The 25,331-nt window shown below is 61.8% G+C and carries 16 protein-coding genes and 2 tRNA genes; all 18 read left to right on the top strand.

Annotated features, from left to right (window positions below; translation table 11 throughout):
• The first annotated feature begins 1,311 nt into the window (after positions 1-1,311).
• The 18 genes from ACTQ1Z_RS06355 to ACTQ1Z_RS06270 all read left to right on the top strand — a co-directional run bounded on the left by ACTQ1Z_RS06355 (position 1,312) and on the right by ACTQ1Z_RS06270 (position 25,241).
• Complete coding sequence (locus tag ACTQ1Z_RS06355) at positions 1,312-1,692, top strand: LuxR C-terminal-related transcriptional regulator (RefSeq protein ID WP_441859655.1); 381 nt, start codon at positions 1,312-1,314, stop codon at positions 1,690-1,692.
• A gap of 227 nt (positions 1,693-1,919) precedes the next feature.
• Positions 1,920-9,359: a Spy0128 family protein gene (locus ACTQ1Z_RS06350; RefSeq protein WP_441859653.1), complete on the top strand. Its 7,440-nt coding sequence runs from the start codon at positions 1,920-1,922 to the stop codon at positions 9,357-9,359.
• A gap of 241 nt (positions 9,360-9,600) precedes the next feature.
• Positions 9,601-10,053: a hypothetical protein gene (locus ACTQ1Z_RS06345; RefSeq protein ID WP_441859651.1), complete on the top strand. Its 453-nt coding sequence runs from the start codon at positions 9,601-9,603 to the stop codon at positions 10,051-10,053.
• A gap of 233 nt (positions 10,054-10,286) precedes the next feature.
• Positions 10,287-12,125, top strand: coding sequence for a translational GTPase TypA (typA, locus tag ACTQ1Z_RS06340; protein ID WP_441859649.1), 1,839 nt, complete (start codon positions 10,287-10,289; stop codon positions 12,123-12,125).
• 95 nt (positions 12,126-12,220) lie between these two features.
• Positions 12,221-12,311, top strand: a tRNA-Ser gene (locus ACTQ1Z_RS06335).
• Positions 12,312-12,354: 43 nt separating this feature from the next.
• A tRNA-Ser gene (locus ACTQ1Z_RS06330) sits at positions 12,355-12,445 on the top strand.
• A 98-nt stretch (positions 12,446-12,543) separates the two neighbouring features.
• Positions 12,544-13,860, top strand: a complete 1,317-nt coding sequence (locus ACTQ1Z_RS06325) for a DUF4013 domain-containing protein (protein ID WP_441859647.1) — start codon at positions 12,544-12,546, stop codon at positions 13,858-13,860.
• Positions 13,861-14,247: 387 nt separating this feature from the next.
• The gene (gene rpsF / locus ACTQ1Z_RS06320; RefSeq protein WP_293814859.1) at positions 14,248-14,541 is read left to right on the top strand and encodes a 30S ribosomal protein S6; all 294 of its coding nucleotides are present in this window, start codon (positions 14,248-14,250) and stop codon (positions 14,539-14,541) included.
• A 51-nt stretch (positions 14,542-14,592) separates the two neighbouring features.
• Positions 14,593-15,081, top strand: coding sequence for a single-stranded DNA-binding protein (locus tag ACTQ1Z_RS06315; protein ID WP_293814858.1), 489 nt, complete (start codon positions 14,593-14,595; stop codon positions 15,079-15,081).
• A gap of 124 nt (positions 15,082-15,205) precedes the next feature.
• Positions 15,206-15,472 (top strand): 30S ribosomal protein S18, encoded by a 267-nt coding sequence (rpsR, locus tag ACTQ1Z_RS06310; RefSeq protein WP_293814857.1) that lies wholly within the window; start codon positions 15,206-15,208, stop codon positions 15,470-15,472.
• 13 nt (positions 15,473-15,485) lie between these two features.
• Positions 15,486-16,016, top strand: coding sequence for a 50S ribosomal protein L9 (rplI, locus tag ACTQ1Z_RS06305; RefSeq protein WP_441859644.1), 531 nt, complete (start codon positions 15,486-15,488; stop codon positions 16,014-16,016).
• Positions 16,017-16,510: 494 nt separating this feature from the next.
• A complete protein-coding gene (gene dnaB / locus ACTQ1Z_RS06300; protein ID WP_293814854.1) occupies positions 16,511-17,911 on the top strand; it encodes a replicative DNA helicase in 1,401 nt (466 codons plus the stop codon).
• Positions 17,912-17,991: 80 nt separating this feature from the next.
• Positions 17,992-19,278, top strand: a complete 1,287-nt coding sequence (locus tag ACTQ1Z_RS06295) for an adenylosuccinate synthase (protein ID WP_320679963.1) — start codon at positions 17,992-17,994, stop codon at positions 19,276-19,278.
• A 114-nt stretch (positions 19,279-19,392) separates the two neighbouring features.
• Positions 19,393-20,265 carry a DegV family protein gene (locus ACTQ1Z_RS06290; protein ID WP_441859641.1) on the top strand — a complete coding sequence of 291 codons (873 nt, stop codon included), beginning with the start codon at positions 19,393-19,395 and terminating at the stop codon, positions 20,263-20,265.
• A 100-nt stretch (positions 20,266-20,365) separates the two neighbouring features.
• A complete protein-coding gene (gene purD, locus ACTQ1Z_RS06285; protein ID WP_441859639.1) occupies positions 20,366-21,667 on the top strand; it encodes a phosphoribosylamine--glycine ligase in 1,302 nt (433 codons plus the stop codon).
• A 2-nt stretch (positions 21,668-21,669) separates the two neighbouring features.
• Entirely contained in the window at positions 21,670-22,368 is a 699-nt protein-coding gene (locus tag ACTQ1Z_RS06280; RefSeq protein WP_293836929.1) for an NUDIX domain-containing protein, read from the top strand.
• 4 nt (positions 22,369-22,372) lie between these two features.
• Positions 22,373-24,178, top strand: coding sequence for an ABC transporter ATP-binding protein (locus ACTQ1Z_RS06275; protein WP_441859636.1), 1,806 nt, complete (start codon positions 22,373-22,375; stop codon positions 24,176-24,178).
• A 190-nt stretch (positions 24,179-24,368) separates the two neighbouring features.
• A complete protein-coding gene (locus ACTQ1Z_RS06270) occupies positions 24,369-25,241 on the top strand; it encodes a hypothetical protein (RefSeq protein WP_441859634.1) in 873 nt (290 codons plus the stop codon).
• Positions 25,242-25,331 lie beyond the last annotated feature (90 nt).

Here is a 25,331-nt window from a genome sequence, read left to right as displayed (position 1 = left end):
GCCAGCCCCAGCTCCCGGGTCGCCCGGTGAAGGCGAGGAAGAAGGGCGTGAAGGGAGCGAAGAGCGTTGCTGCCTAGGCTAGCCCCTTGTCACACAAACTACCGAAGCCTCTGATAATTTGGGACTTATGTCGCCGTTTTTATTGCCCCCCCTATCGAAAATCGTGCGAAGATACATGGTGTGACGAAGGGGGGCGACTCGTGCGCGCAACTAGAAAGCTTCAACATATTGCTCCCTCCCGTTATCTCTCCCCGTCGCTAATCATTGAGGCTGCCTCCTTCTCCCTCTACTTCTTCACCTGGAAGCTCTGCATGTCCGTAACGCTGGAGCGTACTCCTCGCCTTGCGGATCCCGGTGTCATAGGGAACGTATATGCGATTCTGCTCGCCTTTACGGGGCTTGGTTACGTCTTATTCTGGGTTGCGGGAGCCTATCTTCCCGGTTCGATGGAGAAAAGAACCGCTGTCGCCGCCGCAATGTCTCTTTGTGTTACCGGAGCCATTGGGATGGTGGCAACCCTTCGCCTTCCTGGTTTCCTCATCGCGAGCTGCACGACGATTCTGGCTCTTGGCTACCTTGGTGCCGCCGTCCATCATGGGTTTAGCCTCGTGTCGTATGAGAACGAGGTCTCTGGACGAGCGCTTGGGATTGGCATGGGCGTTGCCTCCCTACTCGAATATCTAGTCGAGACCCTCGGGATGACGCCTATGGTCTTTGTGGTTTGCGTAATTCTGAGTGTGCTTGCCATTTTGTGGCTTGACGGTCGTCCCGCTAGGCGGTGGCTATACGATCACCGGCCATCGCCGCAGCAAGTATCCGGCGTGAGCAGGGGGTCGATCGTCCTTCTTGCAGTTGCTGCCGCCGCCATGACCCTCGACTATGGCCTTCTCGACGGCGTTCTTGTCTGGAACTATGCAAATGGGAATATCATCAGCACCGGTCTCTCCAAGATCGTTTACTCGCTTTCGCTCCCGCTCGTTGGCGTGTTGTTTGACCTGAAGAAAGGCCGACTTTGCTCCCTCATCACAATATGCGCGATGTTCCTTGTTGCTGCGGCGGTGCCTGCGGCGGAAACGCCGGAGGGGATGCCTGCCGCTACCTTTATCGCGGGAATATATGGCTCTTTCTATGTCATGTATCTCAGCGCGAGCTTCATGAGGGTGGCGCCCAAGACATCTTGCCCGGAGATCGTTGCAAGTATGGGAAGGGCCATCAGCTGTCTTGTGGGCGCCTTGGGCGCACTGCTCGCACGCCCTCTCTTTGAATCTCTGGGCGTGGTCGTGACGGTGACCGCGTCATGCTTGTTGTCGGTTGTCTGTCTTCTCGTCCTTGTCCGCGACATCGCTCGTCCTTGTCCGCGACATCGCGTGGGGAATTACGGAGAACCTGGACGAGGCGAGGGGGGTCGGCGAAAATTCCACCCAGGCGCCTGCCCTTCCATCCCGCGAAGAGGCGCTCATCCTATACGCCGAGAAGATCGGTCTTACCGCGAGGGAAGGGGAAGTGTATACGGCCCTCCTGACGACGGATCTCGGCGTTCAAGAGATTGCGGATGGCCTGTTCGTCTCGCGCCGCGTGGCGCAGAGGCATATCTCCGCCATTTATGAGAAGGCGGGAGTTACCACGCGCGTTGGTCTCTATCGAGAATTCGATGCCTGGTTCGACGAATTCAAGACTCGCGAGAGGGGCTAGGGCGAGAGAGACCAGAGGCGTTTAATCGCTCTTCCGTATCGACGGACATGCGCCTCCGCGGCCAACGCGCGGCTTTGTTTTCCCTTACCGTTCGCGGAAACGGTGTTTTTTGGAACAGACTAATCTACCTGCGAGTTCTCAAGTTTGGCACACATGTGACCTATTGAATTGACCTCGATTTACTGACGATAAGCTCGGTTATCTAGCTTTCGTCGGAGGAGGTCACCATGAAGCGGCTAAGGCTTCTGTTGTTGTTTGCGATATTCCTTACGTTGGCACCCGTCTCGGCCCTCGCCGCCACGGCCGGCGCCGAGACGGTCGCCGACCCCTCGTCCGCGACAACGTGGCGCAACTGGGGTCTCGAGAATTCGACGGAGAACGTCGGCCGCATTTGGACTGACAAGACCGTCTCGGATGGCGACATCGTCCTCACAGGTGCCGGTGACCCCATAACGATCGAGAAGGGTGACTCGGACTTCCTGACGTCACTTTCCGCCATCTCATCGACGTCAAACCTGACAACGACGTCCTCGACACCCTTGGACGTCGTTCTCGTCCTTGACGCCTCGGGCTCCATGAAAGAGAACATGGGTTGGGGCGGCACCACAAAGATGGACGCTCTTAAGGCTGCCGCGAATGCCTTCGTCGATGAGATTGCTAAGGCTAACGAAGGAATTGACGACCCGACGATGCAGCATCGGGTCTCCGTCGTGAAGTTTGCAAGCGACTCCACCGATCGCGTCGGTAATGATTTCACTTACAGCGGTTACAACTACAGCCAGCGCATGATTGGTCTTACGGCTTGCACGCAGGATGGCAAGGGGACCATTACCTCCCAAATCAATGCCCTCAAGCCCTCTGGAGCCACTCGTGCCGACTACGGCATGTCCCAGGCACAGAAGGCTTTGAACGACGCTCGCCCTGGTGCCAAGACGGTCGTTGTGTTCTTCACGGACGGTACGCCGACTAAGAGCGACAGCTTCAACAAGTCCGTTGCCAACTCTGCCGTTTCCACCGCCAAGGCCCTCAAGGATGGTGGGACCACCATCTACACCGTTGGCATCCAGAGTGGCGCAAATCCCTCCGCTGATCCCAATGACTGGACCACTACGAAAGAGAACAAATTCCTGCACGCCGTGTCCAGCAACTATCCCGCCGCAACGAAGTATGACGAGCTTGGTGCGCGCGCGACTGACTCCGACTTCTATAAGACGGCGACAAGCGCCGACGGCTTCAAGGATGTCTTTAGCGGAATCTCGCAGGAAATCGCGAACGCGGCGGGACATCCCACCCATGTCGTCGAAGGTGCCGAGAACACGTCTGGCTACGTGACGTTTACCGATCAGCTGGGCGACTACATGAAGGTAGACAGCTTCGAGAGCATTGTCTTTGCCAGCCAGGTCTTCTCCAATCCCGATGTCTCCACCTCCGGCAATGTCGATACCTACACGTTCCATGGCGCGGCCGGTAACGTGCTCTATCCCGCAGGCGACCTTGCCGACGTCGTTATTCGCGTCGAGCGCTCCGATGATGCCCGGACTGGCGACAAGGTGACCGTCTCCATTCCGGCGTCCCTCATTCCACTTCGTCATTTCAACGTCGATGAGGACGCGGGAACCGGCAACGTGACGCCGACGTTCCCCATTCGCGTGTTCTACGGCTCGAGCCTCAAGGAAGAGGCGATTGACCTCCTCGCGAATCCCGACGAGGCCATGGCGAACTACATTGCCAGCCACACGGATGAGGATGGGAAGGTTTACTTCCTCGCGAACGCGTACTCCGGTGGGGCGGATGGCGACACGATGTCTGCATTCACTCCCGCGACGGGTAACAGGTACTACTACATCACCGAAGACGCCCCGCTCTACCTCGATGCCGAGTGCACCCAGCGCGCTCGTGGTCCGCTGAGCGGCTCTGTGACGTATTACTACGAGAGTTCTTGGTATGACATTGCTGATGGAAAGGCGACCAGGGCTTCGAGTGTGGTCTCCTTCCCCGGTAGTGTTGCCGAGGGTGTTACGGGTGCAATCGCCACTGATGAATCCGGATATCTCGTCCTGAAGAAGGGTTCGCGCCGCCTCACCTACATCAACGAGCTTCGTACTGATAAGGATAACAACGCAACGGCAACTGCCTCCACCATCATCAACCCCCATTGGAACGGCACGACGATCAACGTCGCCCTCGGCAACAACGGTCGCATCTCGCTCGAGCAGCCCGGGACGCTCGCGATTTCCAAGATGGTCGCCGTTCCTGCTGGCTTCGACGAGGCCCACTACAACGACCTCGACTTCACGTTCAATATCTCGATCCCCAACGCCGCCGGCAAGACGTTCAAGGCAACCGTCAAGGGTGAGGACGGGACGGTCCACGGTGACGAGTCCTGGAATCTTGCGTTTGATGCCGCCGGCAACGCCACGCACACGCTCAAGCATGGAGAGACTCTCTACGTGTATGGCCTTGCTCGGGGAACTGCCTACACCGTGACCGAGGAAGCCACGCGGGGCTTCGAGACTTCGCCCTCCACCGCGCAAGAAGGTAGGATCGAGGCCGGGCTCGAGGCTAAGGCGGAATTCACGAACACCTATTCCGCTACGGGAAAGCTCTCCGGCGAAGGGAACCTTGCCGGCGAGAAGATCCTCAACGGTCGCGATTGGCTTGCGAACGATAGCTTCACCTTCATCCTCCAGGGTCTCGACGGCGCTCCCATGCCGAAGGGTGCCGAGGGAGACATCTCTAGGGTGGTCGCGACGAGCCCCGAAGGCACGGCCTCCGGCACGCCTGTCGCCTTCAACTTTGGTGACATCGCCTACGATGCGCCTGGCACCTACACCTATCAGATTTACGAGCCCGCCGAGGAAGCCACGACGCCCGGTGTGTCGACCTCGCTCGCCCTCTACACCGTGACCGTCACGGTCGAGGACAACCACGACGGAACGCTCGCCGCCACCGCCGAGATTACGCGCGTCCACGACGACCTCGGTGCCGATGTCGCCGCCGATGCCGCCGCGACGAACGCCGCGAGGTTCACGAACGCCTTCGATGCCACTTCGCAGGAGTGGGCACCCATCGCCACGAAGACGCTAAACGACGCATCCGGCGCGCTGTCTCTCCAGACTGGAATGTTTGACTTCTCCCTGACGCCTGTCGATAACGCTCCCATGCCCGCCGACGCGACCGAGCTCGTTGGCCGCAACAATGCCCATGGCGTCGTGGTCTTCGAGGGAATCACCTTCACGAGCGAGGACGTGGGCAAGAGCTACCGGTACAAGATTTCCGAGAAGGTCCCCGCCGACCGTCGCCCCGGCATGACGTATGACACCACGGTCTGGATCGCGACCGTGACTGTGACCCACGAGACCGTCGACGGCGAGAACCTCGTCAAGGTTTCCGCCACTTATACCCGCGAGGGCGAGAGCGAGAGCCATGGAGAGGCTGCGTTCGAGAACTCTTATACGCCCCAGGCGTTCACTGGATCCGGTGTCATCAAGGGTGAGAAGCACCTTGTTGGCCGAGACATGCTCGATACGGATAACTTCAACTTCTCCCTGAGCCTCGTCTCTGGCCCCGAGAACGGCGTCGCCTCTGACATGGCCCTCGAGCACAAGACCAACGGCAACGTGGTCAACTTTGAGTCCGGCGAGATGACGTTCACCAAGCCTGGCGAGTACGTCTTCGACATTCGCGAGAACGCCCCTACTGAGGATAGCAAGGGCATCACGTGGGACCGCCACACCGCCACCGCAACCGTCACTATCGTTGACAACAACGGCACGCTCGCCCTCGGGAGCGTCTCCTACGACAACACGACCTCCGCGGTCGATGCGGACAAGAACGTCACCGATCATGCGGCTTTCACGAACGTCTACGCGCCCACCGAGGTTGCCTACTATCCCGGGCTTACCGTGAGCAAGGTCCTCACCGGCCGTTCTATGGATATGGGCATGTTCTCCTTCACCATCACGGGCAAGGATGCCACCGCCGAGACCGGAACCACTGCTGCGACGGCTGACGAGGCAAATGCCTTGCTCGCCGATTCCGACAAGAGCTTCTCCAACACCCAGGAGCGCGCAAGCGGCATCGTCGAGGACATGGCGAAGCTGACTGGCGTGGTCTTTAGCGCGGAGAACGCCAACAAGACCTACGCATTCGACGTGGCGGAAGTCATTCCCGCCGATGAGGACAAGGTCCCCGGCGTTACCTATGACAGCCACACGCACGAGGTAGTCATCTTCGTCATCGATAACCTTGACGGTACGCTGACGGTTACGACGAAGATCGACGGCCAGGTCGTGAGCGACGACAGCCGTAGGGTCCTGTTCGAGAACACGTACCATGCCGAGGATGCCAGCTTCGCCACGGCGGACTTCGGCCTGACGAAGGTCCTTGAGGGTCGCGACTGGCAGGACGGCGACAGCTTCGCCTTCCTACTCGAGGGCGTCAACGGCGCTCCCGTCCCCATGGGTGACGACGGCGCTCCCTCCACGAGCGTCGCCGTCAGCCCCAATGACGTCGTCGACGGCGCGGCCATGATCGACTTTGGCTCCATCGTGTACACGCAGCCTGGCCAGTACGAATACAGGGTCACCGAGGAGCGCGGAAGCGCCGGTGGCATGAGCTACAGCAACAACATCGCCACCTTCCGTGTCACCGTGCGAGACAACACGGAGACCGGCACGCTCGAGGCGACCGCCGGCCGCATCTCCGGTGACAGGGAGTTCGTCAACACGTATGACTCCAGCATCCCGTCTGACCAGCTCGTGAAACCCCACTTCTCCAAGGTCCTCGAGGGCCGCGAGTGGCGCGAGGGAGACAGCTTCACCTTCACGATCAGCGCCAAGACTGACGGCGCGCCACTGCCCGTCAATGCCAACGGCGAGGAAGTCACCAGCGTGACCGTCCATGACGCCACCGAGGCGGCAGACTTCACGTTTGGCACCATCCCATTCACCTATGACATGGTGCGTGATGGCGCCCGCACGTTCGAATACGAGGTCACCGAGAATGCTTCTGGCATCCCCGGAATCTCCGACGACAAGCATGCCGCGACGGTGACCGTAACGGTCGCTGACCGAGGCAACGGCACGATGAGCGCCATCGTGACGAACGAGAACAACGCCTTCACGAACACCTATAGCTCTCGCCTCGACTACACGGCCGCTGGCGGCCTGAGCGTCACGAAGACGATGAACGGCCGTGCCATGAGCGCGGGAGAGTTTGGGTTCGACGTTGTCGCCGGCCGTGACGGCGACAAGCTCGGCATCGCTGGCGAGCACGCCAACTCCGCAGCCCCTGACGGGGACGAGGCCCTTGTGGTGAGCTCGCCCGCGGGCGTCACGTTTACCCAGGAAGACGTAGGGAAGGTCTACTCCTACACCATTACCGAGAAGGGCGGCAATCTTGGTGGCGTCATCTATGACGCTACGAGCTACAACGTCAAGATCACCACGGCTGATGACGCTTCCAACGCCAGGCTCACGGTAACGACGCACATCACGAGCACGTCTGGTGTCGACAACATGTACACCTACGTTGCCGGTTCCGACGCGAACGCCGCTGCGAAGGTCTCCTTCGTGAACTCCTATGCCGCCGCCGGCGCGACCGACCCCATCGTTGGCACGAAGTCCATGACGAACGGCCTCATGTTCGATAACGACTTCAAGTTCCGCCTGGCCTATGGCGCGGGTGACCACGCGGTCGTCTCTAACGCCACGAACGTCTCCGGCAAGGTGGACTTTGGGACCCTGTCCTACGACAGCGCCATGCTCGCCGGCCTCGTTGCCGACGGACTCGCCACGCGCACCGGCAACGCCTGGACCATCCCGTACGTCGCCTACGAGGTGGCTGACGGTCTCAGCGACAAGGGTGTGACGTCCACGGCGTCGAGCTTCTCCTTCAACGTGACCGTTGTGGATAACGGTCACGGAACGCTGGCTTGCACGGCGAACCTGCCCACGAGTGGCCTCGCGTTCCTCAACACGTACGCGACGGGCGAGCCCGTCTCTATCGACCTTGTGGGCTCCAAGCAGCTCAGCGTGCCTGAAGGCCTTGATGGCACCGATATCACCGGGAAGTTCACCTTCACCATCGAGGGCGAGGCTGGTGCCCCCATGCCCACCCGCACCTCGACTACGAACGATGCGAACGGCAATGTCGACTTCGGCTCGATTAAGTTTACGCTCGAGGACCTCCTGAAGGCCCTTGGCGAGAACGTCGAGACCAACGACGCCGCTGGCGAGGCGGAAGGCGCGGGCGCCGTGGCTGGTGACACCGCCGCCCCGGGCGAATCCTCACCCACGCCTAACGCGCAGCTCAACGAGCCTGCGGTGGGAGAGACCGGGAACCCCGCTGTCGATTCCGAGCCCGACGCTGCTCCTCCCGCAACTCAGGAAGCCGCTCCCGCGCCGTCTGAGGGTGCTGCGTCTGAGTCCGCTTCCGTCGCGGAGCCCGGCTCCACTTCCGAGGCGGCACCTCAGGCCCTTGCCAACCACGACGTTGAGGCGGATAGCGTCGCCACCGCTTCCTGGCGTAGGTCTCGCAGGCTGATGCGCGTCGTCTCCGACACCGCTGCTACTGCCGCGACCGATGGCAAAGCTGGTACCGAGCCCGTTCGCGAGCGCTCCCACACCTACCACTACACCATCACCGAGAGCGGTTCGGCAGCGGGCGTCACGAATGACGCGCAGTCCTCGCGCGTCGTGAACATCAAGGTTACGGACGACGGCCATGGCAAGCTCACCGTCGCTCGCGTCGACGCGGACGGCAACGTGCTCGATGGCCCGGCCTTCACCTTCACGAACTCCTACGGCGTCACGCCCACTACTTCGAGCGTCACCGATCAGATCAGGGTCCACAAGACCCTGACCGGGCGCACCCTCGATGAGAACGACTTTACGTTCGAGCTTCTCGAGGATAAGCGTATCGTCGCTACTGGCACGAACGACGCGTCCGGCAATGTGGCTCTGAGCGCCATCGAGTACACAGCTCCTGGCGTCCACAACTACACGATTCGCGAGCACGGCCACGGGACCACCGCGAATGGCGTTACGTATAGCGATGCAACCTACCGTGTGACGACGACCGTCGTGGATAACGGGGACGGAACCCTCGGCGTTACCCACAAGCTTGTGGATGCGGATGAGGCTGAGTTCGAGAACGTCTACACCGCCAAGCCCACCAAGCTCGCCCTCACCGCGGCCAAGGTGCTCGAGGGCGCAGACCTCAAGGCCGGCCAGTTCACCTTCAGGCTCTCCGGTGGCGGTGTCGAGCTCACCGCAACGAACGACGCGAACGGTCAGGTTACGTTCTCTGAGCTCTCCTTCACGCAGGCCGGCACCTACACGTTCACCATCTCCGAGGTGAACGATGGCCAGCAGGGCGTCACGTACGACGAAGCGGAGCGCAAGGTCACCGTCACGGTCGAAGACGATCGTCAGGGCAACCTCATCGCGAGCGTGAACCAGGAGGAGCTCGCGGCTTGCGTGTTCCGCAACACGTACACCAAGCCTGAGGAACCCGCGAAGCCCTCGACCCCCACGCCGCCCACGAAGTTCATCCCGCAGACGGGTGACCCCATCGAGTCCGCACCCATCGTGGTTAGCGCGGTTCTCGGCGTCGCCATCCTCGCCGTCGCCCTCGTTGTGAACAAGAGGGGCAAGAGGAGTTAGGGGACCAAAGAAACCTAAGCCGGCGCGGCTCCTCCCATTGCCGCGCCGGCGAGGGTCTGCTCCTTTCCACCGGGCGGATTTGTCAAGCTTCTCCCGTTTTCCTTTCGCAATCCCCGCCCGGTGCTCTGGGAGCCGAGGTCAATCGGCCTCGGCTCCCTTCTCTTTTGGCGCGGAGCGCGCAACCTCGTGCGCGGATGCGTTACCATCTTTTCGATATCACGTCGAACGCGGAGGGTGACACATGGCGGACAATCACGGCAACGGCGGCGTTTCCGCTCAGACCGACGAGCTCGGTAGCACCCTCATGGGCGAGGCTCTCGACCGACTTGCTGTTGGCGAGGACTTCTCTGTCGTCGCCACCGCCGCGGATTCTCAGGGTCAGCGTATGACCTGCGAATTCGACGATGATTCTGCCGAGCAGTGCCTCGAAGCGGCCCGCACGTGGGTTCGTAACGGCGCTCGTGATGAGGACAACGCTCGAGTCATTGGCAAGCCCGCCTGCTATGCCATCGCGTACCTTGGCGCGGTTGCGGATGAGGACGACGTCTTCCGAGATGCGCTCATCCTCGAGTTTGGCGAGCGTGGCGCTGAGTGCGGTTACTCTGCCTTCTCGCTCGTCGAGGGGATTGGAGCGGGCGATGATCTCGCCTGGAGCGATCCCGCCCCGGCCGGGGAGACCCCGAGCCTGCTGTAGGACTCGCCACGGCGGTTATGAGCCCGCCCCCGACAAGCCCATAAGCCCTTGCGCCATTCTCAGCGCTTACCCATCCGAGTGAGACCGGTCTCAACCGTGATACCTCGATGGATGCGCTTGTGAGGAAAGCAACCTACCGTCCACCGCGCTAAACTAAGCCGTGGGCCGAGAATTCGGCCCACACATGCCATATCGCGCGTAATCCGACGCGCCGCACGAGATTGAGGATAAACATGCGCCAGGAACACCTACGCAACATCGCCATCATCGCCCACGTCGACCACGGTAAGACGACCATCGTTGACAAGCTCCTGCGCGCCACCGACGCCTTCCGCGAGAACCAGCAGGTCGAGGACCGCGTGCTTGACTCCAACGACCAGGAGCGCGAGCGCGGCATCACCATCCTCGCCAAGAACATCTCCATCGAGTACAAGGGCGTCAAGATCAACGTCATCGACACCCCGGGCCACGCTGACTTCGGCGGCGAGGTTGAGCGCGTCCTCAAGATGGCTGACGGCGCTCTGCTGCTCGTCGACGCGTTCGAGGGCCCCATGCCCCAGACGCGCTTCGTCCTGCGCCACGCCATCGACGCCGGCATGTCCATCATGATCGTCGTCAACAAGATCGACCGCCCGGGTGCCGACCCCGAGAAGGCCTACAACGACTGCCTCGACCTCATGGCAGACCTTGGCGCCACCGACGAGCAGCTCGAGTTCGCCATGGAGCACGTTGTCTACGCGAGCGCCATGAACGGATTTGCTCGCCTCGACCCCAGCGACGACAACGACAACATGTACCCGCTGCTCGACATGATCGTCGAGGATATGCCCGCGCCCGAGGTTGACCCTGACGGCCCGCTTGCCATGCAGTGCGTCACGATTGACCACTCCGAGTACGTGGGTCGCATCGGCATCGGTCGCATCTACTCCGGCACCATCCACGACGGCGACAAGATCCTCGTCGTGAAGAACGACGGCTCGCGCGCCAACGCCACCGTCAAGCAGCTTTTCACGTTCGACTACCTTGGTCGCAAGGAGTGCAGCGAGGTCGGCGCCGGCGACATCGCCGCCGTCGTGGGCATCGACCGCACCGACATTGGCGACGTCTACACCGACCCCGAGAATCCCGTCGAGCTCGAGCCCATCGAGATCGACCCGCCGACCCTGGCCATCGTCTTCGAGGCCAGCACGAGCCCGCTCGTGGGTCGCGAGGGTGACATCGTGGGTGCCCGTCAGCTCAAGGAACGCCTCATGACCGAGGCCGAGAACAACGTGACGATGCGCATCGAGGAGCTCCCCGACAAGTCCGGCGTCGAGGTCGCCGGCCGAGGCATCCTGCACCTGTCCGTCCTCATGGAGTCCATGCGTCGCGAGGGCTTCGAGTTCCAGGTTGGCCGTCCCCGCGTCCTCATCAAGAAGGACGAGAACGGCAACCGCATCGAGCCGATCGAGCAGGCCGTCGTCGAGTGCCCGGGCGAGTACTCCGGCAAGGTCATCGAGCTGTTCGGCAACGCCTCCGGCACCATGACGAACATGGAGCAGGGCGAGACCATCTGCCACATCGAGTTCAAGATCCCGACGCGTGGCATCATGGGCCTCAAGAACCGTATCCTCAACGTCACGCACGGTGAGGGCATCTTCTATCACACGTTCCTCGAGTACGGCCCCTTCGCCGGCGAGCTTGGCGTGCGCAACAACGGTGCCATGATCTCCATGACCACCGAGAAGGCCGTTGCCTACGCGCTCGGCACGCTGCAGGAGCGCGGCCAGCTCTTCGTGGGCCCTGGCGACGAGTGCTACGAGGGCATGCTCGTGGGCGAGCGCTCCAAGCCTGGCGACATGGTCGTTAACATTGCCCGTTCCAAACAGCTCGGCAACCAGCGTAGCTCCACGGCGGACATCGCCGTCCAGCTCACCCCGCCGCGCACCTTCTCCCTCGAGGAGGCGCTCGAGTACATCATGGACGACGAGCTCGTCGAGGTCACGCCGAAGAGCATCCGTATGCGCAAGCGCATCCTCAACGCGATCGAGCGCAAGAAGGCCAACGTGCGCGCCGGTCTCGTGAACAAGTAAGCCATTTTCTCGTCTTGATGACTGCCTTTGAGAATCTGAGAAATTTCTCTTGTGCTCGGCAATATTTTTAGGTTAGAATAGTCGCCGCGCTTAATGGAGAGTTGGCCGAGTGGTCGAAGGCGCACGATTGGAAATCGTGTAGGCGTCTAAAGCGTCTCCGGGGTTCAAATCCCCGACTCTCCGCCAGAATCTTTCGCGGCGTCCTATGCGGGCGCCGCTCTCATATTCTGGAGAGGTGGCAGAGCGGCTGAATGCGGCGGTCTCGAAAACCGTTTAACCACTTTGTGGTTACGAGGGTTCAAATCCCTCCCTCTCCGCCAGAAAATGCAGGGCCCGGTTCGCTTGTGAGCCGGGCCCTTTTTTGTTTGTGCTGTGCCCGGTTATACTCATGCGCATAACACATACGCAGGAGGTAGCCATGGCATACGGCGCAGATGGAAAGCCGCATTACATTTCGAGAAGCTGGGACATGCTCACGCGCGACAAAGGCTGGATCAAGGTCATCCTGTTACTTGCTCTTGCGAGTTTCGTTCCGTTTGTGGGACTGATCGGTCTCGTGGGCTATGGCCTTGAATGGGCGCGTCTCACGGCGTGGGGTATTGACTCTTCGCCGAAGCAGCGCGGCGTGCGCATTGGGGAGTGCCTGGCGTCCGGCTGGCGTGCTCTCGTGGTGACCTTCGTGTGGATGTTTGTTTGGATGCTCGCGGCTGGCATCGTGAACTCCATTGCGGATGTCTTGCTTCCGGATGCCCTGGCGAACTTGATTGGTTCCCTGCTTGTGCTTGCCCAGCTCTTCTACATCCTCGTGGTGTATGTCGCCGTGCTCCGTGCCGCAATCTACACCAAGATTTCTGCTGGTCTCAACCCATCTCGCGTCCTCGAGATGGTGAAGCGAGCGCCGGGTGATCTGTTCTTCTTCGTCCTCATTCCGATCGTCGGCGGACTTATCGTCAGCGCTATCTGGATTTTCTTTATGCTGCTGGGAGGCGTCTCTGTCCTGCCCGAAATCATCAAGATGGCCCGAGCCGCCAAGGGTAGCTTTGATGACGCCATGTTTATCAGGCACCTTACCGCGATGCTTCGCATCGTCATGCCTATTGCCGCGATTGCCGGATACCTGTCGTCCGTCGTGAATGTGGCGACCTCACTTCTCTCGTACAACGCGGTTGGTCTCTGGATGAGGCAGTTCGACGTTGCCCACTGGGGTGGCCCGAGCGATCCCCTTCCGCAGGTCGCCTCTCTTCCCACGTCCACGGTTCCGCCGACCACGCCCGGTGCTGGTGCTGGTTACCCTGTTCAGCAGCCGCCTGTGACGTATGCGCCGCCTGCGAATCAGCCTTATCAGGCGTCCGCTGCGCAGCCGTATCAGCAGACGACGAGCCAGCCATACCAGGCACCTGCGACTCAACCGTATCAGGCGCCGGCGGGGCAGGCAGGTCAGCAGACGACGGCTCCCGCGACCGTTCCCGTGCCGTCGCCACAGGACCCCGAGGCGTCAATGCCTGCCTCCGCCCAGATGGGAGCCGCTCCGGCTCAGGTTCCCATGCCCACCCAGGCGCCGGCTCCCACCGTCGTATCGACGAACGTGACGCCTGCCCCGACCGTAGCGCCGGAGACGGAGGCTCAGCCGAGTGACGAGGTCATCGTTCCCCTCGTGCGCCCAAGAGCCGAAGAAGGAACCGGAACCTCGGAATCATCGCCTACGGATAACCCCACCAATCCCCCGCAGCAGTAGCTATTTCTAGAGCGTTTGGCCCAAGGCCCCCGGATGGATGAACCATTCGGGGGCCTTCTATTGCGGCGAGTGGTAGGTATTTGCCTTCGAGAGGTTCTCAAGAATATCTCGCGCTTTCGATTTCGGCTTCCACCTGCGGTGTCAGGTATCTGTCGGTTTGAATGCCCATATTTGTCAGGTTCGGCTGTTAGCCTTGGCCCAAGAAAGGGGTCAGCGTGGGCCAAGTCAAAAGCTGGACATGTGTGCGCTGTGTGCGGACAAACGGGCGTTTTGTGCCCGCACCTGACTGTAGGCGGCGCAGACGTGGTATGATTCCCCACCGAACCTTTCCTGTCTCGGGCGCAAACCTTCACGACCCGAGGCCACATGCCCAGAGGAGGTGACCACATGAAGGCTTATGAACTGCTGTTTTTTGTCGACCCGACGATCACTGATGAGACTCGCGCTGGTGTTATGAAGCGCATCGAAGTCGCCATCACCGAGAACGGCGGCGCCGTCGACAACGTCGATAACTGGGGCAAGCGCAAGCTCGCCTACGAGATCGACAAGCTCACTGAGGGTGATTACACCCTCGTCAACTTCCACGCTGACCCCACGCAGATCGCCGAGCTCGATCGCGTTCTCCGCATCAATGATGCTGTGAAGCGCCACATGATCGTGCGTCGTCCCGAGAACGAGTAAGTCAGTCATGGAAGCGGGCGTACAGTCCGCACGTGGAAGGTAGTGAGTATCGTGAGCATCAACCGAGTGAACATTACGGGCAACCTGACCAGGGATCCCGAGCTGCGCAGCACGCAGGGTGGCACGCAGGTGCTGCACCTGGGCGTGGCGGTCAACGATCGTCGTCGCAATCCGCAGACCGGCAACTGGGAGGACTACCCCAACTTCATCGACTGCGTGATGTTCGGCACCCGTGCCGAGGCGATCCAGCGCTACCTTACCAAGGGAACCAAGGTCGCCATCGAGGGTCGTCTGCGTTACAGCTCTTGGGAGCGTGACGGTCAGAAGCGTTCCAAGATCGAGGTCGTCATCGACGAGATCGAATTCATGAGCTCTCGTCAGGGCGGCAACGCCGGTGGTTACCAGCAGCAGGGTGGCTATGCCCCCCAAGCTCCGCAGGCTCCCTACCAGGCCCCGCAGGCTCCGCAGCCCGCGCCGGCCACCGTCCCCGTCGCCGCACCTCCCGCTGCGGATGTGTACGACGCGGACATCCCGTTCTAGGCCACCCAGGCCGGGCATCGTCCCAGCACCAGGTGGCTGGCGTACCCGCATCGCGGGTCACGTCGCCGAGAGAACCGGCGTCCGGCCGCAAGCCGGCCGCACGCCAACAGAAAGGTTTTGAGACATGGCTACTGAGTACCAGCGTCAGCCGCGTCGCAAGTACTGCCAGTTCTGCAAGGAGAACACTGAGTTCATCGACTACAAGGATACTCAGCTCCTTCGCAAGTACATGACCGACCGTGGCAAGATCAAGCCCCGTCGCGTCACTGGCGCCTGCACGCAGCACCAGCACGACATCGCCAACGCCATCAAGCGCGCTCGCGAGATGGCCCTTCTGCCGTACACCGTTTCCGTGGTGTCCAGCCGTGGTGGCCGTCGCGACCGCAGCTAAGTAAGGAGTGTCCATGAAAGTCATCCTTCTGGGTGAGCTCAAGGGCAAGGGCGGAGAGGGCGACGTCGTCGAGGTCGCCCAGGGGTTCGCTGAGAACTACCTGTTCCCCAACCGCATGGCCCTGCCGGCCACCAAGGGCAACATGAAGCAGCTCGAGGAGCGTCGTCACAACATCGCCAAGCGCGAGGAGAAGCGCATTGCCGATGCCGAGGCCCTGAAGGCCGCCCTCGACGGCAAGACCGTCCTCATCGACGCCAAGGTTGGCGATGAGGGCCAGCTCTTCGGCTCCGTCACCAACGTGATGGTCGCCGACGCCGTCAAGAACGAGCTCGGTGTCGAGGTCGATCGCAAGCGCATCGAGCTCAACCGCGCCATCAAGACCTCCGGTCTGCACACCGTCAAGGTGAGCCTGTACCGCGAGATCGCCGCTGAGCTTAACCTCCAGGTCGGCAAGCCGGCCGTCGAGGAGGTCGTCGAGGAGGCTCCCGAGGCTGAGGTCGTCGAGACCGAGGCTGTCGAGGAGAACCCCGAGGCTACCGAGTAGGCGAGCCTCCCGCGCACCTTGGGTGCGTTAACATGCCTTAGCATGAGCAAGGACCCGCAGTTTCGACTGCGGGTCCTTTTTTCGACAGCAAACGTGCAGGTATTCGTTCTGTTGTTGGGTGAGATTGAGCAATCAATTGCAAAACCCCAGTTGAGAGCGGTGACACCTTCCAAATGGTGTAAATAAGATACATGCATCTACCTGCGCAATTACACAAAATACGAGGAAGAAGGCCCAATTCCTGACATCTTGTTCGTTTTCTGGCCGTAAAGCGAACACGTGTCCTGCAATGTTGATAACCTTTCGCCGAATCACGATAAATTTGTTGAAAAGTGTGAAAACTCGCATTCGTAGGGGTAAACGCCGGAAGCTCTCAACAATGCCCTGTTCATAGACGTTATGGTGTAAAAAACATGCTGCAAGTATTGCGATCATGGGCTAAGATGCACGGGCGCAACCGCTATGAACGTAACTTGAGATGACAGGGGAGGACCATGGACGAGATCGTGTATGACGCAGCGCCGTCACCGGCCGCGTTCGCCTCTATCAAGACCATGCCCTCAGACGTTGCTGCGGAGCGTTCCGTTCTCTCCGCAATGCTCCTCTCGCCTGAGGTGCTCGAGAACGCCCTTGTCGAGCTCACGGAGGAAGACTTTTTCCTCGACGCAAACCGCATCATCTTCTCCGCCATGCGGACGATGTTCGAGCGCAGCAACCCCGTTGACCCCATCTCCCTCGCAGACTACCTCACTTCGACCGGCGAGCTTGAGCGCGCCGGCGGTCTGCCTGCCCTCGCGCGCCTTGGCGAGGATTCCTTCTCCATCGCGAGTTGGCGCCACCATGCGGAAATGCTTCACCGCGACTCGACGCTCCGCCTGATGATTGATGCCTCGGCCAAGATCGCGACGCTCGCCGCCAACGCGCCGGAGGACACCAAGGAGGTCGTCGACAGCGCGGAGAAGATGCTGCTCGACGTCACCAACCGCGACATCAAGACGAGCTACGTCAAGATCGAGGACGCGATGGTGTCCCTTTATGACGAGCTCTCGCGCCTTTCGCAGGTTGGTAACGAGGCGGTTGGCATCCAGACGGGCTTCCCTGCGATGGATCGTATGTTCCTCGGCCTCCGCGCCGGCCAGATGATCGTCGTCGGCGCTCGCCCTGGCGTCGGTAAGACGTCGTTCGCCCTTAACCTTGCCGTTCAGATGGCCCAGGGCGGCGCGTGCGTCTGCTTCTTCTCCCTCGAGATGAGCTCTGAGGAAATCGCCCAGCGCCTGCTCTCCACCTATTCGCAGGTGCCTCTCCAGAACATCCGCTCCGGCAAGATCGCGCCCGAGCAGTGGAACGACATCCTCCAGGCCACGCAAGACCTCTCGCAGCTCGATTTGCTGATCGATGATACCCCTGGCACCACAGTGACCGAGGTGCGCGCCAAGGCCCGTCGTATGCTCCGCAACAAGGAAAAGGGCGTCGTCATCCTCGACTACCTGCAGCTCGTCTCGCCTCCGCCCAATCGTCGCGCGGACTCGCGCGCGACGGAGGTTTCCGAGATGAGCCGTGGCATCAAGATCATGGCCAAGGACCTCGGCATTCCCGTCATCGCGCTGTCTCAGCTCTCGCGTAAGAACGAGGACCGCACGGGTCACCATGGCAAGCGCCCCCAGCTGTCTGACCTTCGCGAATCGGGCTCCATCGAGCAGGACGCAGATATCGTTATCCTACTCGACCGTTCGATGACGGAGGACGAGGGCGCTCGCGAGGACCGCCCGGACTACGGCATCACGCAGTTCGTCGTCGCCAAGAACCGTTCCGGCCCCCTTGGCATCATCGACATGGCCTTCTTTGCCGAGAAGACGAAGTTTCTCGAGGTCGACACCCATCACGACGACGTGTAGAAGAAGGGCCCCGCTTAGCCGGGGTCCTTTTCTGTCGTATACTTAGCAAGTTGGCTAAGCCGTAAGAGAAGGAGCTCTTCATGTCGGCAACTGTTCTGGTTGGTTCCCAGTGGGGCGACGAAGGCAAGGGTAAGGTCACCGACCTCGTCTCCGGTGATTTTGATTGCGTCTGCCGCTACCAGGGTGGCGCGAACGCCGGTCACACGGTTATCGCCAACGGCCACAAGCTCGCGCTTCACCAGATTCCCTCTGGCGTTATGTATGACGGCGTCCTGTCCGTCATCGGTAACGGCTGCATTGTCGACCCCTCCGTCATGCTTGAGGAGCTCGACACGCTCCAGGGCCAGGGCATTGACTGCGCTGGTCTGCGTGTCTCCGGCAACGCCCACATCGTCATGCCCTATCACAAGGACCTCGACGGTGCCCACGAGAAGAAGCTCGGCAAGAACCTCATCGGCACCACCAAGCGCGGCGTCGGGCCCTGCTACATGGACAAGATGAACCGAACCGGTCTTCGCGTTCAGGACATGCTCGACGAGAAGATCTTCCGTGAGAAGCTCGAGGCTGCCCTCGAGTACACGAACCCGATCCTCGAGAAGGTCTATGAGCTGCCCACCTACACCGTCGAGCAGATCTGCGAGACCTACCTCCCGTATGCCGAGCGCATCCGCCCCTACATCATCGAGAGCTCCAAGCTCCTCAACGACCTCCTCGCTGACGGCAAGAACATCCTGTTCGAGGGCGCCCAGGCCACGATGCTCGACATCGACCACGGCACCTACCCGTTCGTGACCTCCTCCAACTGCACCGCCGGCGGCGCCGTCACCGGTTCGGGCGTTGGTCCCACCAACATCGATCGCGTCCTCGGCATCGCCAAGGCCTACCTCACGCGCGTTGGCTCTGGCCCGTTCCCCACGGAGCTCTCCGAGGACGAGGGCGTTGGCAAGTACCTTCTCGAGAAGGGTCACGAGTATGGCGTGACCACCGGCCGCAAGCGTCGTTGCGGTTGGTATGACGCCGTCGTCGTCAACTACGCCGCTCGCGTCAATGGCCTGACGGACCTCGCGATCACCAAGCTCGACGTCCTCGGCGGCCTCGACACCATCAAGATCTGCACCGCCTATGAGTGCGATGGCGTCGAGTACACCACCGTCCCCGAGCACCAGAGCGTCTTCTATCACGCCAAGCCCAAGTACATCGAGGTTCCCGGTTGGCATGAGGACATCTCCGGCTGCCGCAGCTTCTATGACCTGCCACGCGAGGCTAAGGATTACATCGACCTCATCGAGCAGCTCTCTGGCGTGAGGGTTTCCCTCATCGCCGTTGGCCCCGATCGCGAGCAGACGATCAACCGCCACTGGAAGTAAGCATTCCGGGCCCGCCAATCGTGGCGGGCCCTTTTTTTATGTAAACACGAGACAGCGAGCCCCCGTGCCGCCACTCGGCTGCGCTGCTCGGCCCGATAGATGGAAAGGACCAGCATGGACCACCAGTTCGAGATTGTGACCGATAGCACGTGCGATCTTCCCGTTGAGGAGCTTGCCGAGCTCGGTGTCGAGATGGTTCCTCTGCACGTCTTCGTTGGTGACGGTTGCTACCTCGACCAGATCGAGATCAAGCCCAAGGAGTTCTACGCCAAGATGGCGGCGGCGGAAGAGCTGCCGCACAGCTCCCAGCCGTCCACCTCGGCCTTTGCCACTGCCTTTGCGAAGCTTGCCGAGGCGGGCGCCAAGCAGGTCCTGTCCATCCACATCTCCGGCGCGCTTTCCGGAACCGCGAACTCGGCCGCGCTTGCCGCTCACGACAGTTCCGTGCCCGTCCACGTGTGGGACACCAAGATCGGAACGTCCATGCAGGGTATTTACATCAAGGAAGCTTGCCACATGCGTGACGCTGGCGAGACCCTTGAGGCAACCCTTGCTCATCTCGAGAAGCTGCGCGAGCAGTCCTCTCTCGTCTTCGTGCTCGACACGCTCGAGAACATCGTCAAGAACGGCCGCTGCTCCCGCGCCAAGGGACTCATGAGCGCGGTCCTCAACATCAAGGCCGTTCTCCACGTCACTGACGAGGGCGCCCTCGAGCCCATCGCCAAGGGTCGCGGCATGCAGCGCGCGTACCAGGCCCTTGCGAAGATCGTCGAGGCCAAGTACGGCACGGGCGCTAGGCTCACCGCGGCTTTTGCCACCTCTGATAACGAGGAGGGCTGCAAGGAGTGCCTCGAAGCCATCGAGAAGCGAGGCATCATCGTCGACCTTCAGGGCACTTATAGCGCTGGCCCGGTCATCTCGACGCATACCGGCATCGGCCTCGTGGCGTTCTCCTGCGTTCCCACCGAGATGCTGTATCGCGGCTAACGAAACAAGACAGGCTAGAAATGGAGCGGCCGGGGCTATGTACCCGGCCGTTCGCGTTACGATAAGAGAGTTGGAACACTTACCAGGAAAGAGGAGCCCCATGTCCGGTACTGACACGATCGACATCCTGCTACTTGGTGCTGGCGGTCGCGAGCACGCGATGCTTCGCAAGCTCGCCGAGAGCCCGCGCGCGGGCAAGATCTGGGCGGCCCCCGGCAACGGCGGCATCCTCGCCGAGGCCGAGCTCGCGAACATCGACCAGAACGACCCTGCCGCCGTCGCCGGCTTTGCGACCGAGCACGGCATCGGCCTCGTCGTGATTGGCCCCGAGGCTCCGCTCGTCTCCGGTGTCGCTGACGCCGTCCGCGCTGCGGGCGTCGCTTGCTTTGGCCCCTCCGGCGAGGCGGCCCAGATGGAGGGTTCGAAGGTCTTCGCCAAGGAGGTCATGGAGCGCGCCGGTGTCCCCACTGCACGCTACAAGAGCTTCACCGAGGCGGCTCCCGCCGAGGAGTATGTCCGCGAGCTCAACGGCCCTTGCGTCGTGAAGGCCGACGGCCTCGCCGCCGGCAAGGGCGTCATCGTCGCCCAGACGGTCGAGGAGGCCCTCGAGGGCGTTCGTGAGTGCTTCTCCGGCACCTTTGGCGAGGCTGGTTCGACCGTCGTTGTCGAAGAGATGCTGAAGGGCCCCGAGTGCTCCCTGCTTGCCCTCACTGATGGCACGACCGTCATCCCCCTTGCGAGCTCCCAGGACCACAAGCGCGCCCTCGAGGGTGACCTCGGCCCCAACACGGGCGGCATGGGCGTCTACTCCCCGGTGCCGTTCGTGACGCCCGAGGAGCACGAGGCCATGGTCGACATCGAGCGCCGCGTCGTCGCCCAGCTCAAGGCTGATGGCATCAACTACTCCGGCTGCCTCTACGGCGGCTTCATGCTCACGAAGGACGGCCCGAAGGTTCTCGAGTTCAACGCCCGCTTTGGCGATCCGGAGACCCAGGTCGTGCTTCCGCGCATGAAGGCCGACCTCGTTGACGTCTTCTGCCGCTGCGACAACGGCACGCTCGACCAGGCTGATGTCAGCTGGGATGACGACTGGGCCGTCTCCGTCGTCCTCACGAGCGCCGGCTACCCCGGCTCTTACGAGAAGGGCAAGGAGATTGCCGGCATCGAGGACGCCGAGGCGCTCGAGGGCGTGACCGTCTATCACGCCGGTACTAAGCTTGAGGACGGCAAGCTCGTCACCAACGGTGGCCGCGTGCTCAACGTCACCGCCGTTGCCGATAGCTTTGAGGGCGCTCGCGAGCTCGCCTACAAGGCCTGCGAGCTCATCGACTTCGAGGGCAAGACCCTGCGCCACGACATCGGCGCCCGCGCCCTTCGCGGTCGCGACGCGTGGGAGGTGTAGCGATGGGCGAGAAGGAAGAGGGCCTTAACGAAGCTGTGGAGGCGTTCACCTTCGACGGTGCCCGCCGCACGCATGACCACACGAGCGGCGAGCCTGAGACGCGCCACTTCGTCTGCGGCGATGACGATCCGCGTGACGCCACCCTCGCCGAGGTGCCCCTCAGCGAGGAGACGACCTGGACCGGCCGCATCTTCTCGGTGAGCCGTCTGCACGTGAAGCTTCCTGACGGTCGCGAGTCTGTCCGCGACATCGTGCGCCACCCGGGTGCCGTGGCCATCGTCGCTCTCACGAACGACGGACGCATCTGCCTGGTGCGCCAATACCGCACGGCTCTTGGTCGCGTGACGGTCGAGATTCCCGCCGGCAAGCTCGACCCGGGCGAGGACCCGCTCGACGCCGCCCATCGCGAGCTGACGGAGGAGACGGGCTTCGCCGCGGGCAAGATGGCCTACCTCACGAGCATCGCCAGCTCGGACGGCTTCACGGACGAGGTCATCCACCTCTACATGGCGACGGACCTTACCTTCGTCAAGAGCGACCCGGACGATGACGAGTTCATCAACGTTGACATGGTCGAGCTCGGCGAACTTGTGGACGCCGTCCTCGACGGTCGCGTCGAGGACGCGAAGACCGTCGTCGGCGCGCTCGCGTGCGACGCCGTCGCCCACAGGCTCACTCCCGAAGTCAAAACGGAGGACTAACGCAATGCAATCAACTGACGACGTGACGAGCGCCTCTGGCGACCACGCCGCATGCGAAAAGGAGGCCGGCAAGAGCCTCTTCGCACGCTTCCTCTCTTATTACGAGGGGGAGATGCACCTCTTCGTGGCAGACCTCGTCTGTTCGCTGGCGGTAGCCGCGATCGACCTGTCGTTCCCCCAGATTCTGAGGATGGTTTCGAGGGGTCTCTTCCGTGAGGGGTCCGACGCCATTCTCGCGGCGCTTTGGATGCTCGCCGCGGGTCTCGTCTGCATGTACGCCATCCGCTTCGCGTGCCGCTACTTCGTGGCCTTTTGGGGTCACGTCATGGGCGCGCGCATGGAGAGCCGCATGCGCGAGGACCTCTTCGATGCCTACGAGCGCATGAGCTTCTCGTTCTTTGACAAGAACAAGTCAGGCGACCTCATGAGCCGTCTTGTGTCGGACCTCTTCGACATCTGCGAGACCGCGCACCATGGTCCGGAGTTCCTCCTCATCGGCATTGTCGAGGTTGTGGGCGCCTTCGTGATCCTGGCGACCATCAACGCGCCGCTCACGCTCGTCCTTGCGGTGATCACGGCTGCGCTCGTGGCCTACAACGCTTGGGCTAACGCGCACATGAAGGCGGTCTTCACCAAGAACCGCGTGGGCATATCGAACGTGAATGCCCGCGTCGAGGATTCCCTCGGCGGTATCCGCGTGGTGAAGGGCTTCGCCGCGGAGGATGTCGAGCGCGCCCGTTTCCGCAAGAGCAACGACGCTTATCTCGTCACGAAGGTCGACATGTATAGGGCGATGGGTCGCTATCAGGCATCCATCTCCTGCATGATGGGCGGTCTCAACACGCTCGTCCTTGTCTATGGCGGATGGCTGATCGCGCAGGGCCAGATGCAGGCCGCCGACCTTGCGACCTACGCGCTCTATATCTCGATGCTCACCACGCCCATCGAGAACATCCTCAACTTCACGGAGACCTTCCAGAAGGCCATTGCGGGCTTCCGCCGCTTCGTCGAGATCCTCGAGACGGTTCCCGACATTGTCGACGCGCCGGACGCCAAGCCGCTCGAGGTGAGCGCCGGCCACATCCGCTACTCGGATGTCCACTTCTCCTATGACGGCGAGGAGGAGGTCATCCGCGGCCTCGACCTCGATATCGCTCCGGGCGAGACCATCGCGCTCGTGGGACCGTCTGGTGGTGGTAAGTCGACTACCTGCAGCCTTCTCCCGCGTTTCTATGACGTGGCGGCAGGCTCAATCGAGATCGACGGGCAGGACGTGCGTTCCGTCGCGCAGAAGAGCCTTCGCGAGGCGGTGGGCATCGTTCAACAGGACGTCTACCTTTTCGACGGCACCATTGCGGAGAACATCGCCTATGGCAGGCCCGGAGCCACGGCGGAGGAGATTCGCGAGGCGGCCAGACTCGCGAATGCGGATGCCTTTGTGAGCGCGATGCCCGACGGCTACGACACCCAGGTGGGCGAGCGCGGAGCCCGTCTCTCCGGCGGTCAGAAGCAGCGCATCGCCATCGCGCGCGTCTTCCTCAAGAATCCGAAGATTCTCGTGCTTGACGAGGCTACGAGCGCCCTCGACAACGAGAGCGAGCATGCCGTCCAGGAGTCCCTCGCGCGCCTTGCGAGCGGGCGCACCACGCTGGTCATCGCCCACAGGCTCTCGACCATCCGCGACGCGAACGAGATCGTCACCATCGCGGACGGCCGCGTGGCGGAACGCGGCACGCACGAGGAGCTCATGGCCCTCGATGGCACCTATGCGAGCTACTATCGCATGCAATTCGGCTCGAAGGCCGAGTAGATAGTGGTGCTACGGCCACATAGATGCGTTTGAGACGCGCCGGATCCCGTTCGGGTTCCGGCGCGTAGCTTTTGTCCTCTCTTCCGCCATATGTAGCTTGAGGGGAATTTGCCCGGCTAGATGGGGGTCTGCTTATACTGGTTGCCACTGACTCGCGCCGCCCGGCGGCGAACCAAGCGGAGATGGATTCATGGCAAAGAAGGACAATAAGCAGACTGCTCCCACCCCGGACGAGGTCGAGGCCCTGTTCGCCGACGTCGACGAGACGGGCCACACCAACGCCTCCAAGGCTCGCAAGGAACATGGCCGCCGTCGCCAGAAGAAGGCTGCCGTCGATGTCGACCCGCTTTCTGGCGATGACCCCTCCGGCTCAAACGTTGGCAAGACGATGTCCCGCGCGGCGTTCTTCGTCGTCGCGGCGCTGCTCGCCGTCGTGATCATCGCGCAGGTCTCGTGTGGCGTCATTCGCCGCGCCGGTACCGCACAGCTCGCCAACAAGGTCGATAATGCCTCGGTCACCTCGGCACTTCGCAACGGCGTCGAGTGGGGTGACGGCTTCACCCAGTTCCCGGAGGACTTCACGGTCCTCGAGGCAAACGAGGAGAGTGGCCGCATCGAGGTCACCGTCGTTGACACCGCGAGCAAGGATGAGCTCGCCTGCCTCGCCGGCTCCCAGATCCAGGCCGCGGCCCTCTCGGTCAATGCCCTGCTCAACCCCAACGTCACGCAGGTGATCTACCACGTTGACGTGCACGTGGGCGAGAACGGCAAGTTCCAGCAGTCTAGCTTCTTCGGTTTCCTCAAGCCCACGGGCAACGTCAAGCGCTTTGCGACCTTCATCTGGACGAAGAGCTCGTCGCCCAATGGCGGCTTCAACTTCAACTGCATGATCACCGGTCTTGACGAGGCCGCCGCCGAGAATCTCCGCGACAAGGTGACGGTCCAGGGCAACCTGCTTGACGCGGTGCTCGGCAACCCGGCGACGACGGAGGCCGCCGCGACTGCCGAGGCATCGACCGAAGCCACCACGACGGAGGCTGCCACCGAGGCTGCTAGCAAGTAGCTCCGGCTCTCATAGACACGAGAAGGCCGCCAGCGGGATGATCCGCTGGCGGCCTTGTTTGTTAGCCGGGACGCCTCGCGCGCGGGCGTG

The organism is Parolsenella sp. LCP21S3_E11 (assembly GCF_052118165.1).
Classification (GTDB): Bacteria; Actinomycetota; Coriobacteriia; order Coriobacteriales; family Atopobiaceae; genus Parolsenella.
The sequence above is the reverse complement of the archived record's forward strand: the minus strand, read 5'-3'. Positions and strand labels throughout refer to the sequence as shown.